Here is a 14,238-nt window from a genome sequence, read left to right on the forward strand (position 1 = left end):
CGCAGCGCCCGACTTATCGTGAGACCCGCGGCGGCGAGGGAGGATCGGACGCATGAGTGGACTGTTCGACGGGCTCGGGGTCAGCTCGCCCGTGGTCGCGGCGCCCATGGCCGGGGGGCCCACCACGCCGGCCCTTGTCGCCGCGGCCGGGCGGGCGGGGGCGCTCGGGTTCCTCGCCGCCGGGTACCGGACGCCGGAGGACGTCTCCGCGCAGATCGGGGCGGTGCGCAGGGCCGGGACCGGGGCGTTCGGGGTCAACGTGTTCGCGCCCAACCCCGTCCCGGTCGATCCGGGGGAGTTCCGGGCCTATGCGGAGGCGCTGCAGAGCGACGGGGACGTGTACGGGCTGCGGCTGGCCGAGGGGGCCGCGGTCGAGAACGACGACCACTGGGGCGACAAGATCGCGCTGCTCGTCGCGGATCCCGTGCCGGTGGTGTCGTTCACGTTCGGGCTGCCGCCGCGCGCGGATCTTCTGGCGCTGCGGCGGGCCGGTGTGGTGGTGCTGCAGACCGTCACCTCCGTGGCGGAGGCGCGGGCGGCCGAGGAGATCGGGGTGGACGGGCTCGTCGTGCAGGCCGCCGCGGCCGGGGCGCACTCGGGGACCTTCACGCCCGGCGTGTTGCCGGATGACGTACCGCTGCCGGAGCTCCTGCGGGCGGTGCGGGCGGCCGTGCGGCTGCCGCTCGTCGGGGCCGGCGGGGTGGCGACCCCGGACGACGTCGTGGCCGTGCTCGGGGCCGGGGCCGAGGCGGCGATGGCCGGCACCGCGCTGCTGCGCACGGACGAGAGCGGGGCCTCGGCGGTACACAAGGCCGCCCTCGTCGAGCTGTCCAATGTGGAGACCGTGGTGACGCGGGCGTTCAGCGGGCGGCCGGCGCGGGCGCTGCGCAACGGGTTCGTGGAGCGCTTCGACGGGCTGGCGCCGCTGGGCTATCCGGCGGTACACCACCTCACCACGCCGCTGCGCCGGGCGGCCGCGGCGGCGGGGGACGTCGAGCGGGTCAACCTGTGGGCGGGCAAGCGGTTCCGGCACGCCCGGCCGGGCGCGGCCCGGGCCGCCCTGGCCGGCCTGGCGGCGAAGGCTTAAAAGGCGGGGCGGCCAAGCCTAGGGCTAGGACGCGAGGCCGTGCTCGTAGGCGTAGCGGACGGCCTGCGCGCGGTCGCGGACGCCGGCCTTGGCGAACAGGCGGTTGACGTGCGACTTGACCGTCACCTCGGTGACGTAGAGGCGCTCGGCGATCTCGCGGTTGGACAGGCCCGCGGCGATCAGGCCCAGCACCTCCGCCTCGCGGGCGGTCAGGCCGTCGGGCAGCGGGCCGGTCCGGGGCGCGGCCGGCGCGTCCACCGTGGACGGCGGGCGGCCGCCCTGCACGGCGGCGGCCAGCAGCCGCTGCTGCACGTGCGGGTCGAGCACCGACTGGCCGGCCGCGGCGGCCCGGACCGCCTGGGCGATCTGGACGCGGCCGGCGTCCTTCGTCAGGTAGCCCAGCGCGCCCGCCTGCAGCGCCGCCAGGATGTGCTCGTCGTCGGCGAACGTGGTGAGCACCACGACCCGGGTCTCCGGGTGCTTCGCGCGGATGACGCCGGTCGCCTCGACGCCGTCGCGGCGCGGCATGCGCAGGTCCATGAGCACCACGTCCGGGCGGTGCCGCTCGACGAGCTCGATCGCCTGCTCGCCGTCGGCCGCCTCGCCGACCACCTCGACGTCGTCGAGGAGGCCCAGCATGACGGCGAGGCCCTCGCGCACCGCCGTCTGGTCATCGGCCACGACCACGCGGATGCAATCGTGCCTATGCAGAGCGGCCTCTCCGCTTCGCTCCGAACCGCTCATCCAGGCATCTTCACATCCACGACCCACCCGCCGTCGCCCGGCCCGGCCTCCAGGGTGCCGCCGGCCAGCTCGGCGCGCTCGCGCAGGCCGGTCAGGCCGTAGCCGGGGGACAGGCCGGTCACCGGCGGGCCGGCCGGGTCGCGGTTGTGCACGGTCAGGCGGACGGCGTCGTCGAGGTACGCCAGGCGGATCGACACGGTGCTGCCGGGCGCGTGCTTGCGCACGTTCGTCAAAGCCTCCTGCGCGCCGCGGAACAGCGCCAGGCCGGTCTCCGGGCTCAGGTCGCGCGGCTCGCCCTCCAGCGTGAACGAGGCGCCGTCGCCGGCGGCGAGCTCCCGGACCAGCTCCGGCAGCGGCACCGGGTCGCCGCGCAGCGCGCTGACCGCCCGGCGGGTCTCGGTGAGCCCGTCGCGGGCCAGGCGGCCGGCCCGGTCGACGATCACGGCGGCGTCCGCCGCGCGGTCGCGCTCCAGCAGCGCCGCCGCGGTCTCCAGCTGCAGCGACAGCGCCGACAATGAGTGAGCGAGCACGTCGTGGATCTCGCGGGCCAGCCGGGCCCGCTCGGCCAGCGCCGCGTTGCGGGCCTGCTCGCCGGCCAGCTGCTCGTCCTGCTCGGCGCGGGCCTCGCGCTCGCGCCGCACGATGCCGAGTAGCAGCACGACCACCATGGCGCCGGCCCAGATCGTGGTCGACTCGATCGATGCGCCGACGGCGAGGTGCACCGCCGCGATGACCGCGGCCGTGGCGCCGGACATGATCGCGGCCCGGACCAGCGGCAGCGTGGTGGCGGCGAAGGTCACGGCGGCGATGCTGTAGCAGGGGCCGAAGTCGCCGGGGCGGACCGCGGTCAGCACGATGCCCGTCGCCATGCAGATGCCGATGGTGTACGGCTGGAGCCGCTCGCCGCCGGCCCGGAACGTCATCGCGATCCAGGTCAGCCCGCCCACGACCACGCCGAGCGTCACGACCAGGGCCCGGCCGGTGATCCCCGGGCGGACGTCGTCCTGGAACATGGCGACGGTCAGCAGCACCAGGAAGATCAGGCTGCGGATCTGTCGCCAGCGCGCGATGTGACGGTCGGTGACGTTGAGCACGGCATCAGTCTGCTCCACCCAGCCCTTCGCGGCCGTTCCGGCGGGCCGCACCGGACAGGCGGCCGCCGGGCCCGAGGGCCCGGCGGCTGGGACCGGGTTCACCGCAGGAGACCGGAGCCCGAGCGGGCGGCCCGGCGCGCGCCCCGCGGGGCGAACGGCGCGCCGGTGGCGATCGCCCGGCGGGCGACGATCGCGGCCTCGCCGAGGAAGCTCAGCCCGAGTACCAGCAGCAGGCCGGCGGTCAGGATGCCCTGGTCGGCGCCGAGCGCGTGGCCGGCGAAGGACTGCCCGAGCCGCAGCACGATCAGGCCGGCCCAGACGGCGATGGTGACGAGCGTGTAGCGGTACCACACATGGCCGTTCCGCACGTAGACCCGCACGGTCAGGCCGCGCAGCACCCCGCCCAGCACCGCGACGACGGCCCCGGCGCCGAGGACGGCCCCGTCCAGCATCGCGTGGTGCACGGTGGCGGCGAAGTCGACCTTCGACAGTGCGTATCCGCCCATGACGATGAGGATCAGCGGCGGCACCACCAGGCGGCGGGCCTCGAGCGGCTCGCCCATGAACCGGCGGACCATGAGCAGGGCGATGACGGCGACGGCGATCAGCAGGGTGGTCGGGTTCATGCCGTAGACGCTATGGACCGGCGGCCCTCGGCACCGCCACCCACGGGTGGAAACGGCTCCATCACGGGGTGGAGATTCCGAGCCCGTACGCCTCCATCGCCAGGTCGAGCATCGCCTCCTGCGCGGCCGGCGGATACGCCTGCGGATCGGCCGCGGCCAGCGCCGCCGCGCCCTCCGCCATCGCCAGCAGCCCCAGCGCGGCGGCCTGCACCCGCGGCGCCGGCCACTGCGGCGCGGCGGCGGCGACGAGCCGCTCGATCCGCGTGCGCCAGGCCCGGTTGTTGGCGCGGTGCATGCCGATGAGGTCGTCGTCGGTGAACGCGGCGGCCAGGAACCCCAGCCAGACCCGGCTCTCGGCGGCGCGCTGGGCGTCGAGGGCGAGGCCCTGGTGCAGCACGTCGCGCAGCGCCGCCCGCGGCGAGCCGGCGACCGCCTCCAGCGCCTCGACGCGGGCGCCGGTCACCTCGTGCAGCAGCTGCCGGGCGTGGGCCAGCAGCGCCGCGCGGTTGGGGAAGCGGTGCATGACCAGGCCCGTGGTGCAGCCGGCGGCCGCGGCCACCGCCCGGATGGTGAGCCGTTCGAGGCCGTCGCGGGCCAGCACGTCCCAGACCGCCCGCGACAGCCGCTCCCCGTGGTCCTCGTTGCGTCTCACGTAACAGATGTTACGGTAACGCTTGTTACGAGGGAAGTACGGGAGGGCGCATGGGGCTGAGGATCGAGGAGCGGTCGTGGGACGACCCGGAGGGGGCGGCGCTGCGGGCGGCCCAGCGGGCCGAGCTCGACGCGCGGTACGGCACCGACGACCACGAGCCCGGCGCCGCGCCGTCCGCCGGCGACGTGGACCTGTTCCTGGTGGCCACGCTCGACGGCGAGCCGGTCGGCTGCGGCGCCCTGCGGCGGCTCGACGTGGCGTCGGCGGAGATCAAGCGGATGTACGTGGTGCCGGCCCGGCGCGGCACCGGCGTCGCCACCGCCGTGCTGCGCGCGCTCGAGGCGGCCGCGGCCGGGCGCGGCTGGCCGCTGGTGCGCCTCGAGACCGGCACCGAGCAGCCCGACGCCCGGCGGTTCTACGAGCGGGAGGGGTACCGCCAGATCCCGCTCTTCGGCGTCTATGCCGGCTCGCAGCTCTCGGTCTGCTACGAGCGCGTGCTCACTCCAGCGCGCTGAGGGCCGCCTCCGCGCGGGCGGCGGCGGGGGCGTGGCCCAGCTCCCGGGCCAGCTTCAGGGCGTCGCGGGCGCCGGCCGCGTCGGAGCCGGCCAGGGCGCGGATGCGGCGCAGGTCGGGCTCCGCGAAGCCGCTCTGGCCGGGCAGCCCGCGCTCCAGCGCCGCGCCGGCCACCTCGGCGGCCTCGGCCCGGCGCCCCAGCGTGAGCAGCGCCTCGGCGTAGAGCGCCTCGAGGCGGCCGAACCGCCGCATCGCCTCGCCCAGGTGCTGGCGGGCGGCGGCCATCCGGGCCAGGCCGTCCGCGGCGCCCGTGCGCACCTCCGCCCAGCCCAGAACCAGACCCGCCAGGCTTCGGTACTCCGGGTGCCCGCCCCGCTCCGCCAGCGCCAGCGTCTCGCGGGCGGCGATGAGGGCCGCGGCCGGGTCGTCGCGGTCGGCGGCGACGACGGCGACGTAGTGCGCGACGTACATGTCCAGGAACAGCTCGCCGACCCGGGCCGCGCGGGCGCGCGCCGTGCGCAGGTGGGCCTGGGCGGCGTCGTGGTCGCCGAGCAGCCCGCAGGCGATCGCCGCCGGCGCGTGCGCGCCGACGATCGGGTCCCAGTTGACGATCGGGAAGACGGGCAGGTCGCCGTTGGGCAGCGCGGCCAGCGCGGTGGTGAGGGACCGGTGCGCGCGGGGCAGGTCGAGCTCGGAGAAGGCGGCGTGGCCCGCGTGGACCTCGGCGACCAGCGCCGCCCACGGGTCGTCGCCGCCCTGCTCGGCCGGGTACCGGGCGATGGAGACGGCCCGTTGCACGTCGCCGGCGGCCGTGTGGAACGAGGCGTACCCCCACAGCGCGGGCAGCACGTCGAGCACCGGCCGGCCGCGCAGGCGCAGCAGCAGGGGCTCCATGGCGGCGTACTCCTCGGCGACGACCGGCGCCAGATAGCCCTCGCTCGCCTGGTGCATGTACGCGATGCGGATCCGCAGGTCGAGCTCGGCGACGTCGCGCCGCTCGCTCGCCGGCGCCCGGTGCAGGATCGCCAGGGCCTCCCGCAGCAGCGCCGAGGCCTGCTCGTGCGCGGTCCGCTCGTACGCCTCGCCGGCCGCCTCGGCCAGCGCCGGCACCACGTCGTACGGGGTGAGGACCGGCAGCGCCTCGCGCAGGTGGCCGGCCAGCTGCGCCCGCGTGCCCAGCCCGATGTCGCGCAGCGCCTGCGCGGCCCGCGCGTGCAGCCGGGCCCGCCGCAGCGGCCCCTGGTCCTGGTACGCGGTCTGGCGCACCAGGTCGTGCGAGAAGCGCAGCAGCCCGGGGTCGTCGGTGGCGGTGAGCAGCCCGGCGACCACGGCGGTGTCCAGCGTGTCGAACAGCGCCAGCTCGTCGATCTGCACGACCTCGCGCAGCACCGGTACGGCGACGTCGCGCCCCAGCACCGAGGCGACCGCGAGCACCGCGTTGACCTGCCCGGGGAGCTTGGCCAGGCGCCGGCGTACGACCTCCTGGACGCGGACCGGCACGTGCTCGGGGGACAGGGTGTGCTCGGCGACGAGCACGCGCAGCAGCTCGACGACGAAGAACGGGTTGCCGCCGGTGCGGTCGGCCAGCATCGCCACCGTCGCGGGCGGCACGTCGTCGCCGGTGACCGACCGGGCGAGAGCGGCGATGGCGGCGGGCTCGAGCCCGTGCAGCGGCAGCCGTACCGCGGCCGGATCGGCGACGAGCTCGGCGAGCACGCCGGCCAGGGGCGCGTCGGGGGCGAGCTCGGCCTCGCGGTACCCGACGGCGAGCAGCACCCGGCTGCGCCGCAGCGCCCGCGCGAACATCGTCAGCAGCACGGTCGAGGGCGCGTCGAGCCAGTGCGCGTCGTCGACGACGAGCACGAGCGGCGCGTGCGCGGCGAGGCGCCCGAGCCCGTCGACGATCCCCTGGTACAGCCGGGACCGCGCCATCTCGGGATCGGCCATCCGCTCGGCGGCCGGCAGCGTGAGCACCTCGCCGAGCGTCGGGTCGAGCACGGCCGGCAGGTTGCCGTAGGGCGCGAACGCCGCGGTGAGCGCGGCCGCCGCCCCGGCGTCGGCGGTGGCGATCTCGCGCAGGATCTGCGCCCACGGCAGGAAGACCGGCGGCGCCTCCCCGTCGACCCCGGTCCCGGTCCCGACGAGCCCGCGGGCGCGGGCGGCGACCTCGCGCAGCAGCGCCGACTTGCCGATCCCGGGGCTGCCGGACACGAGCAGCAGCCGCCCGCGACCCGCGGCGGCCTCGGCGAGCAGCCGGTCGACGGTCCGCAGCTCGTCGTCGCGCCCCACGAGCGCGTCGTCCTGTTCGGGGGCGGCCGCGCCGGACATTTCCGAAATTTCGGAAATGTCGGCCGAGGTGGGCGCTGCGGCGAAGCCGGCCCCGGAAGCGAAGGGGACCGCGGAGCTTGCGGCCGCCGCCGAGACCGCGGCAGGCCCCGGCGAGGCCGTGGCGGACGCGGGCGAGGCCGTGGCGGACGCGGGCGAGGCCGTGGCGGACGACGGCGAGGTCGTCGTGGTGGGCCCAGGCGACGGTGCGGTGGACGCCTTCGCGGTGTCCGCGGCCGGCGGCGATCCCAGGCTCGGTGACTGGCGCAGGATGTCCTGGGCGAGCTGCTGCAGCGCCGGGCCGGGCTCGATGCCCAGCTCCTCGATCAGCCCCGCGCGCGCCCGCGAGTAGGCGGCCATGGCGTCGGCCTGGCGGCCGCCGCGGTACAGGGCGAGCATGAGCTGACCCCACAGCCGCTCCCGGTAGGGGGCCTCGGCGAGGGCGCGCTCGCTGCGGTACACCACCTCGGAATCCCGGCCGAGGGCCAGCAGCGCCTCCGAGTGCTGCTCGACCGCGGTCAGGCGCAGCTCGACCAGCCGGGCCCGCTCGGCCCGGGCCAGGGCCGACTCGCCGAGCTCCGGCAGCGGGTCGCCGCGCCAGAGCTCGAGCGCCGAGGCCAGGGTGTCCAGGGCGGCCGCGGGGGGCAGGGCGGAGGAGCGCTCGACGGCGGCGGCGAACACGGCCGCGTCGACGGACTCGGGCGGGACCTGCAGCAGGTAGCCGGGCGCGCGGCTGACCAGGACGGCCGAGCGGTCCCGCGCGGTGCGGCCGGGCTCCAGGGCGCGGCGCAGGCGCGAGACGTAGGCCTGCAGCGACGAGATCGCCCGCTCCGGCGGCTCGTCGGCCCACAGCTCGTCGATGAGCCGCTGCACGGAGACGATCCGGCCGGGCTGGGTGGCGAGCATGGCGAGCACGGCCCGCTGCTTCGGCGTGCCGGTGTCGACGGGGCCGTCCGGGCCGGTCGCCTCGAGGGGGCCGAGGATGCGGAACTGCAGGATGCCGGACCCTCCCCACCGCTCGACCGGGCCGCGTAGTCGGCGCCGCGACGAGCCTAAGGCGGCGCGTCAACCGCTGGAGTCGGCCGAAAGGGCCGAGGTCCGTACGCTGTCGGTATGAGCGTCCTCGAGGACATCGCCCGCGGCCAGTACATCAGCCTCGTCTCGTTCCGCCGCGACGGCACGCCGCGCGCCACGCCGGTGTGGCACGTGGTGTACGACGGCGAGGTCGTGACCGTGTCGGAGGAGCGGGCCTGGAAGGTCAAGCGCATCCGCAACAACCCGCGGGTGACGGTGACGGTGTGCGACATCCGCGGGCGCATCAAGCCGGGGGCGGTCACCGCCGAGGGCACCGCGCGGCTGCTCGACGCGGCCGGCACCGAGACGGCCCGGGCCCAGCTGCGGCGCAAGTACGTGACCGCGCGGATCGGCTTCTTCTTCCAGCGCCTGCTGCGCCTGCGCCGGCCGCCGGCCATCGGCATCGCGATCAAGCTGGCCTGAGCGCCGGCATGAGCCACCTGAGCGCATGAGAAAGGGGCCCGGGCGACGCGCGGCCCGGGCCCCGATCTCAGCGTGAACGAGCTAGCTCAGCGTGACGGCCGTGTCGTCGATGACGAACGACGTCTGAAGCGAGGAGTCCTCGGTGCCGCTGAACTTGATGGTCACCGTCTGACCCGCGAACGAGTTCAGGCTGAAGGACTTGAGCGCGTAGCCCGAGGCCTTGTTGAGGTTGGACAGCGTGCCCAGCGTGGTCGAGTTCGCCGAGATGGTCAGCTTGTCGTACTGGGTCGTGGTGGTCGTCTCGGCCGAGTCGATGTGCACGTAGAACGTGAGTGTCGCCGTGCATCCGGCCGGGATGGTCACCGATTGCTGGATCGCCTCGGTGTGGGTCGAGCCGTAGCCGTCGAGCCACGAGCTCCAGGTGCCGCCGTGCGCGGCCTGGCCGGAGCTGGCCCACTGGCCGATGGAGCCGGTCGTTCCGGACCACGACGTCGCGCCGGACTCGAAGCCGGGGTTGGCCAGCTTCTGGCCGGAGCAGCCACCGGTGGGCGGCGGCGACGACGGCGGGGTCGAGGTGGGCGGCGGCGTGGTGCCGCCGGTGCAGGTCGGGTCGCCGGACTGCGCCGGGACGGACACCGCGTCCCAGGCGGCCTTGACCGTGTTGAACTGGGTGCAGCTGCCCGGGAACAGGTTCTTGGCCGCGGTCAGCGTCCAGGTGCGGTACTTCAGGTACGACGACGACGAGGTCTTCATCAACATCGCGTTGTACATGACCTTGATGGCGTTCTGGATGCCCAGCGGGTTGCTGACCGTCGAGCTGTTGCAGGTCGGGCTGGCGGGCTGGCCGTTGCCGGCGGAGCCCTGGGCCATCAGGTAGAACCAGTGGTTGCCGGGGCCGGCGGCCGCGTGGACCTCCTGCGACGGCGTGCTGCTGGAGTAGCAGTTCGAGTCACCCACGGCCGACGGGTTGTACATGTTGCGGATCGGGCCGCTGCCGACCAGGTTGATCTCCTCGCCGACCAGGTAGTCCGGCGGGTCGTTCGGGTTGTTGGCGAACCACTCGGTGGCCGCGCCGAACGTGTCCGCGACGAACTCCTGGGTGCCGCTCTTGGAGATGCCGCCCGGCGTGTGGTCGTCGATGCCGTGGCCCATCTCGTGGCCGACGACGTCGGCCGAGCTGATCCACTGACCGGCGGTGTTCTTGCCGATCTGGACCTGGGTGCCGTCGTAGTAGGCGTTCTGGTCGTTCAGGCCGACCCGGATCGGCCACGCACCGCCGGCGCCGTCCATGCCGTTGCGGCCCAGCCACTGCGAGAGCATCTGGGCTTCCTTCTGCGCAACGTAGAGCGCGTCGACGCAGCCGGTCTCCCGGTTGGTGCCGACCCCGTTGCCCCACACGTCGCTGGACTTGGTGAACGTGGTGTTGTTCGCCGCGTCCTGGCAGGCCAGGCTCGTGATGGACGGGTCCTTCATGCTGTACGTGCTGCCCGACAGCGTGGTGTTGATCGTCACCGAGCCGTTGATCCAGCCCGTGCCGGTGCCCTTCATCACGTGCTCGGTGGAGTTCAGGACCGCGCCGGTGGCCGCGTCGACGTCCACGCTGAGCCGGCTGGCGCCCTCGGCGCCGGTGCCCGACAGCGTGGTCTCGTACGCGAGCTTGGCGGCGCCGTCGAGGGCGTAGACCACGAGCGAGGTGCCCTCGACGTTGTTCACCGTCGTGAGCTGCTTGCGGGCGACGGCCTCGGCGTCCTTGGCGCTGATCTTCGCAGTCGTGGAGAGGTTGCCGATCGCCTTGGTCTGCGCGACCGACGTGTACTGCGTCGCGCCGCTCTTGTCGGTGACGACGACGAAGTCGCCGCCCACGACGCGCAGGCCCTTGTAGGTCCGGTCGTACGCGATGTACTTGGCGTTGCCCGACGCCGTGACCGACCTCTGCACGTAGGCGTCGTCGGTGCTGGGCTGCAGGACGCTCGGCTTGCTCTTGACGAACGAGTCGACGGACTGGGCGGCGGCGGCGTTGGAGACCTCAACGCCTTCGGCGGACGGCGATGGGGGCGAGGCTTGCACGGCCACGGCGGTGCCGGTTGTTACCAGCGCCACCGCGAACACTCCGGCCGCTGTAGCGAACCGTGGTGAGAGCTTCAAGGGTGCCTTCTTTCAGCAACGACCACCCCACCGGGGAATGTTGACGGGGTGTGCCGGAACCAATGGAGAGACACGCGCACGTCGAGGCGTCTGGATGGCCGGGGTGCGCGTCACTTGCGCCGGCCTGCCGTCCTCATCGACTTGCAGCGATGTCAGGACGATCACACATCCGGCGAGAGTTGGACAAGAGTCGATGCCCTACGCCCACCCTCGCTCCCACCCTGTACTTCGGGGTGCGAAACAACCCGGAAATCTTGCGCTCAGTAGCGGATCTCCAGGAGTACCGCTACTCCTCGTTAACTTTTAACTGATGTTAGGGTTCCGGGGTGGATCCCGAGCCGATCGATGCGGTCGCCGGCGTCGTCTCGGATTCCGGGATCGCCGGCCGCCGGCTGCGCGAGATGATCGCCCGCCTGAGCGAGTCCCCGGCAACCCTGGACGACCTCGTCCGCGACTTCGCCGTCCCGCGCCGCACCGTCGAGGCGCTCCTGCGCGCCGCCGGGCCCGATCTCGCCTCCGGCGCCGGCGGGCTCGTGCTGGCGGAGCCGGTCCGGCCGCGGTACGCCGAACGCTTCGCCCTGCACCGCCTCCACGACGTGCCCGCGGTCGACGGCATGGCCGAGCTCATCGCGGCCGCCCCCGCCGCCGACCGCTCCCTCGACCACGTCTCGGCGACCGCCGGCACCGCCCGCCGCCGCGCCCAGTGGCTGGCCGGCACGTACGACCTCGCCGGCGCCCGGCTGATCTGCATCGGCGACCACGACCTGACCTCGCTCGCCGTGCGCAAGGCCAGCCCCGACGTCGCGATCACCGTCGTCGACGTCGACGAGCGGCTGCTCGCCTACATCGACGACCAGCGGGCCGGCATCGCCTGCTACCACGCGGACCTGCGCTTCGGCCTGCCCCCGGTGGTCGCAGGCAGCGGCGACCTCGTCTTCACCGACCCGCCCTACACCCCCGAGGGCGTGCAGCTGTTCCTCGGCCGGGGCGCCCAGGCGCTGCGCGACCGCGGCAACGGGCGGCTGGTCATGGCGTACGGCTTCAGCCCCCTGGCCCCGGCCCTCGGCCTGAAGGTGCAGCGGGCCGTGCTCGACCTCGACCTGGTCATCGAGGCGATGCTGCCGGCGTTCAACCGCTACCACGGCGCCCAGGCCGTCGGCAGCGCCAGCGACCTCTACGTCTGCCGCCCCACCCCGCACACCTGGCAGGTCCTGGACCGCCGCCTCGACCGCCTGGCCGGCTCGGCCAACATCTACACCCACGGCGAGCAGTCCCTGGAGGCTGACCCCAAAGCAATGGAATCCGTCCGGGGCCCGGCCCGCATCCTCGGCGGCGGGCCGCTGCGCGCCGACGAGGTCACCGTCGACCTCGGCGCCGACCCGGGCCCGTGGCTGGCCCGGGTGCTGCTCGCGCTCAACGTGCCGAGGGCGACGCTGCTCGTGCCGAACAACCACCCCGACCTGCGCGACGAGCAGTCCCAGCGCGCGCTGCGGGCGCTCGTCGGCGCGAAGTACGACCTCCGCCTGCGCCGAAGCACCCCCGGCCCAACCCGGGCGACCGTCGAGGCGACCCTGCGCGCCCCCGAGCGGCCCGACGTCGCGGGGTGGCTCCTGACGCACGCCCACGGTAAGGTCGCCAACGTGCTACGGGGAGCACTGCAGCAGGCCGATCCGGGGCTGTCGCGCGACGAGGCCGAGGCCCGCGCGGCCGCCCTCACCGGGTCCGACCACGCCCAGGCCCGCCTCATCGACCTGCCCCGCCACGCGATCGCCCGCCTGCTGAACGCGTGAGCGAGACGCCGAAGCGGAAGGCGCTCTGGCGCGACCGCGACGTTGCGATCTTCCTCGGCGTGCAGACGCTGTCGGCGTTCGGCGACGCGTGCACCTTCGCCGCCGTGCCGCTGATCATGCGTACCGGCGCGATCTCCATCACCGGCGTGGGCTGGATCCGCGCGCTCGAGGCGATCGCGACGCTGCTGACCGGGATCGCCGCGGGGATGATCGCCGACCGCTTCGACCGGCGCACCGTGCTGCGCATCTGCGACGCCGCGCGGTTCGTGCTGCTCGGCTCCGTGCCGCTGGCGTGGCTGGCCGGGCCGCAGCCCTGGCTGCTGTACGTCGTGCTGCCCGCCGCCGCCGTGTTCTCCATGGTCTTCCAGGTCACCTACGTCACCGTGGTGCCCGCGCTCGTGCCGAAGGACCGCATCAACGACGCCAACGGCCTGCTCTACGGCACCTACTCCGTCGCGTGGCTGGCCGGACCGGCCCTCGCCGGGTTCATCTCGCAGGCCGCCGGCCCCGCCGCGGCCATCGGCATCGACGCGGTGTCCTTCGCGTTCTCCGCCATCGGCCTGTACCTCGTGCGCCTGCGCAACCCGCCCGGCGGCGTCGAGCGGGGCCTGGGCGCCGGCGTGCGCTTCATCCGCGGGCACCCGGTGATCCTCACGCTGACGGTGCTGCTCGCCATCCTGATCTTCTTCACGTCGAGCCTGAACGACGTGATCGTGTACCACCTCATCTACGGCCTGCGGCAGCCGGACTCGGTCATCGGCCTCGTCCTCACCGCCGGCGTGGTCGGCAGTACCGTCGCCGCGGCCGCCGTCGCCCCGCTGCGCCGCCGCGTCGGCTTCGGCGCGACCTGGATCGGCGCCTACACGCTGTGCGGGTGCATCGTCGCCGGCATCGGCCTGGCGACCCACGTGCCGGCCGTCGCCGCGCTCGCCGCCGGGGTCACGCTGTGCACCGGCGTCGCCGGCATCGCCTCGATGTCGCTGCGCCAGGAGGTGACGCCCGCGCACCTGCTCGGCCGGGTCACCGCGGCGTTCTGGACGCTGCAGCTCGTGCTCGCCCCGGCCGGCGACACGGTGCTGACGTTCGCCGCCAAGCACGCCGGCGTGCGCGACACGCTCGCCGTGGCCGGCGCGATCATCACCGCGACGGCGCTGGCCGCCCTGTTCACCCCGCTGCGCCGAAGAGCGACTCCGCCGCCGCCTCCCACATAGCGACGAGGTCGGTCTCGTCCGGGGCGCGCAGCCACTGCAGCTGCAGCCCGTCCATCGTGGCGACGATCTGCCGGGCGAGCGCCTCCGGGCGCGCGGCGACGGGCCGGGCCAGCTCGGTCAGCGACTCGAGCACCGTCCGCTGCCGCCGCGCGAAGTAGTCGTGGGCCGGGTGGTCGGGCGCGAGCGACTCCGCGGCGAGCACCGCGAACAGGCGCACGATCTCCGGCTGGGTGGCGTTGCGGCGCACCAGGGCCGCGCACAGCGCCCGCACGTCCGCCGGCGGCGGGTCGCCGACCGCCCGGCGGTCCTCCGCGTCGCGGTGCTCGAGCACGGCGATGAGCAGCCCGTCCTTGGAGCCGACGTGGTGCAGCAGCCCCGGCACGGTCAGCCCGCACGCGTCGGCGACGTCCTGCATCGACAGGCCCCAGAAGCCGCGCTCGGCGACCAGGGCGGTGGCGGCCTCGATGATCTGCCGGCGCCGTTGCTCGGCCGGCAGCCGCGAGCGTTCGCGCCGTGCCATCCGCGCCCCTTCCCCTTGTCGCCCCGACGCGGGC

Annotated in this window: 12 protein-coding genes; 5 read left to right on the plus strand and 7 right to left on the minus strand. The window is 74.7% G+C overall.

What is annotated here, in order from left to right:
* Window positions 1–52 precede the first annotated feature (52 nt).
* Window positions 53–1,087: a nitronate monooxygenase gene (locus tag ACQEVU_RS08965; protein ID WP_433322086.1), complete on the plus strand. Its 1,035-nt coding sequence runs from the start codon at window positions 53–55 to the stop codon at window positions 1,085–1,087.
* A 24-nt stretch (window positions 1,088–1,111) separates the two neighbouring features.
* Here the strand turns inward: ACQEVU_RS08965 and ACQEVU_RS08970 are convergent, their stop codons facing one another.
* The 4 genes from ACQEVU_RS08970 to ACQEVU_RS08985 all read right to left on the minus strand — a co-directional run bounded on the left by ACQEVU_RS08970 (window position 1,112) and on the right by ACQEVU_RS08985 (window position 4,203).
* Entirely contained in the window at window positions 1,112–1,831 is a 720-nt protein-coding gene (locus ACQEVU_RS08970) for a response regulator (protein WP_433322087.1), read from the minus strand.
* Window positions 1,828–2,943, minus strand: coding sequence for a sensor histidine kinase (locus tag ACQEVU_RS08975; RefSeq protein ID WP_433322088.1), 1,116 nt, complete (start codon window positions 2,941–2,943; stop codon window positions 1,828–1,830). Before ACQEVU_RS08975 ends, ACQEVU_RS08970 begins: the two co-directional genes overlap by 4 nt.
* A gap of 80 nt (window positions 2,944–3,023) precedes the next feature.
* Window positions 3,024–3,551 carry a hypothetical protein gene (locus ACQEVU_RS08980; protein WP_433322089.1) on the minus strand — a complete coding sequence of 176 codons (528 nt, stop codon included), beginning with the start codon at window positions 3,549–3,551 and terminating at the stop codon, window positions 3,024–3,026.
* Between the two features lie 61 nt (window positions 3,552–3,612).
* Complete coding sequence (locus tag ACQEVU_RS08985; protein ID WP_433322090.1) at window positions 3,613–4,203, minus strand: TetR family transcriptional regulator C-terminal domain-containing protein; 591 nt, start codon at window positions 4,201–4,203, stop codon at window positions 3,613–3,615.
* A 50-nt stretch (window positions 4,204–4,253) separates the two neighbouring features.
* On the opposite strand from ACQEVU_RS08985, the gene ACQEVU_RS08990 reads away from it, so the two are divergent.
* Window positions 4,254–4,718 (plus strand): GNAT family N-acetyltransferase, encoded by a 465-nt coding sequence (locus ACQEVU_RS08990; RefSeq protein ID WP_433322091.1) that lies wholly within the window; start codon window positions 4,254–4,256, stop codon window positions 4,716–4,718.
* Here ACQEVU_RS08990 and ACQEVU_RS08995 read toward each other — a convergent pair.
* Window positions 4,702–8,040, minus strand: coding sequence for a BTAD domain-containing putative transcriptional regulator (locus ACQEVU_RS08995; RefSeq protein WP_433334866.1), 3,339 nt, complete (start codon window positions 8,038–8,040; stop codon window positions 4,702–4,704). The two genes, ACQEVU_RS08990 and ACQEVU_RS08995, sit on opposite strands and share 17 nt — an antisense overlap.
* 114 nt (window positions 8,041–8,154) lie before the next feature.
* Here ACQEVU_RS08995 and ACQEVU_RS09000 point away from each other — a divergent pair, with 114 nt between their 5' ends.
* A complete protein-coding gene (locus ACQEVU_RS09000) occupies window positions 8,155–8,538 on the plus strand; it encodes a PPOX class F420-dependent oxidoreductase (protein WP_433322092.1) in 384 nt (127 codons plus the stop codon).
* 81 nt (window positions 8,539–8,619) lie between these two features.
* Here ACQEVU_RS09000 and ACQEVU_RS09005 read toward each other — a convergent pair whose 3' ends face one another.
* Entirely contained in the window at window positions 8,620–10,638 is a 2,019-nt protein-coding gene (locus tag ACQEVU_RS09005) for a M4 family metallopeptidase (protein WP_433322093.1), read from the minus strand.
* 371 nt (window positions 10,639–11,009) lie between these two features.
* On the opposite strand from ACQEVU_RS09005, the gene ACQEVU_RS09010 reads away from it, so the two are divergent.
* Both ACQEVU_RS09010 and ACQEVU_RS09015 read left to right on the plus strand, forming a co-directional pair.
* Window positions 11,010–12,473: a bis-aminopropyl spermidine synthase family protein gene (locus ACQEVU_RS09010; RefSeq protein ID WP_433322094.1), complete on the plus strand. Its 1,464-nt coding sequence runs from the start codon at window positions 11,010–11,012 to the stop codon at window positions 12,471–12,473.
* Complete coding sequence (locus ACQEVU_RS09015; protein ID WP_433322095.1) at window positions 12,470–13,684, plus strand: MFS transporter; 1,215 nt, start codon at window positions 12,470–12,472, stop codon at window positions 13,682–13,684. The genes ACQEVU_RS09010 and ACQEVU_RS09015 overlap by 4 nt, the downstream gene beginning before the upstream one ends.
* Here the strand turns inward: ACQEVU_RS09015 and ACQEVU_RS09020 are convergent.
* Complete coding sequence (locus ACQEVU_RS09020; protein ID WP_433322096.1) at window positions 13,638–14,204, minus strand: TetR/AcrR family transcriptional regulator; 567 nt, start codon at window positions 14,202–14,204, stop codon at window positions 13,638–13,640. The genes ACQEVU_RS09015 and ACQEVU_RS09020 overlap by 47 nt on opposite strands.
* Window positions 14,205–14,238: the final 34 nt, after the last annotated feature.

The sequence above is a fragment of the Dactylosporangium sp. CA-139066 genome, from assembly GCF_050936175.1.
Lineage (GTDB): Bacteria > Actinomycetota > Actinomycetes > Mycobacteriales > Micromonosporaceae > Dactylosporangium.

What these genes read in the sequence shown, in the direction of transcription:
- ACQEVU_RS08965 (WP_433322086.1), top strand. Translation starts at nt 53, where the DNA reads ATGAGTGGACTGTTCGACGGGCTCGGGGTCAGCTCGCCCGTGGTCGCG.
- ACQEVU_RS08970 (WP_433322087.1), bottom strand. Translation starts at nt 1,831, where the DNA reads ATGAGCGGTTCGGAGCGAAGCGGAGAGGCCGCTCTGCATAGGCACGAT.
- ACQEVU_RS08980 (WP_433322089.1), bottom strand. Translation starts at nt 3,551, where the DNA reads ATGAACCCGACCACCCTGCTGATCGCCGTCGCCGTCATCGCCCTGCTC.
- ACQEVU_RS08990 (WP_433322091.1), top strand. Translation starts at nt 4,254, where the DNA reads ATGGGGCTGAGGATCGAGGAGCGGTCGTGGGACGACCCGGAGGGGGCG.
- ACQEVU_RS09000 (WP_433322092.1), top strand. Translation starts at nt 8,155, where the DNA reads ATGAGCGTCCTCGAGGACATCGCCCGCGGCCAGTACATCAGCCTCGTC.
- ACQEVU_RS09020 (WP_433322096.1), bottom strand. Translation starts at nt 14,204, where the DNA reads ATGGCACGGCGCGAACGCTCGCGGCTGCCGGCCGAGCAACGGCGCCGG.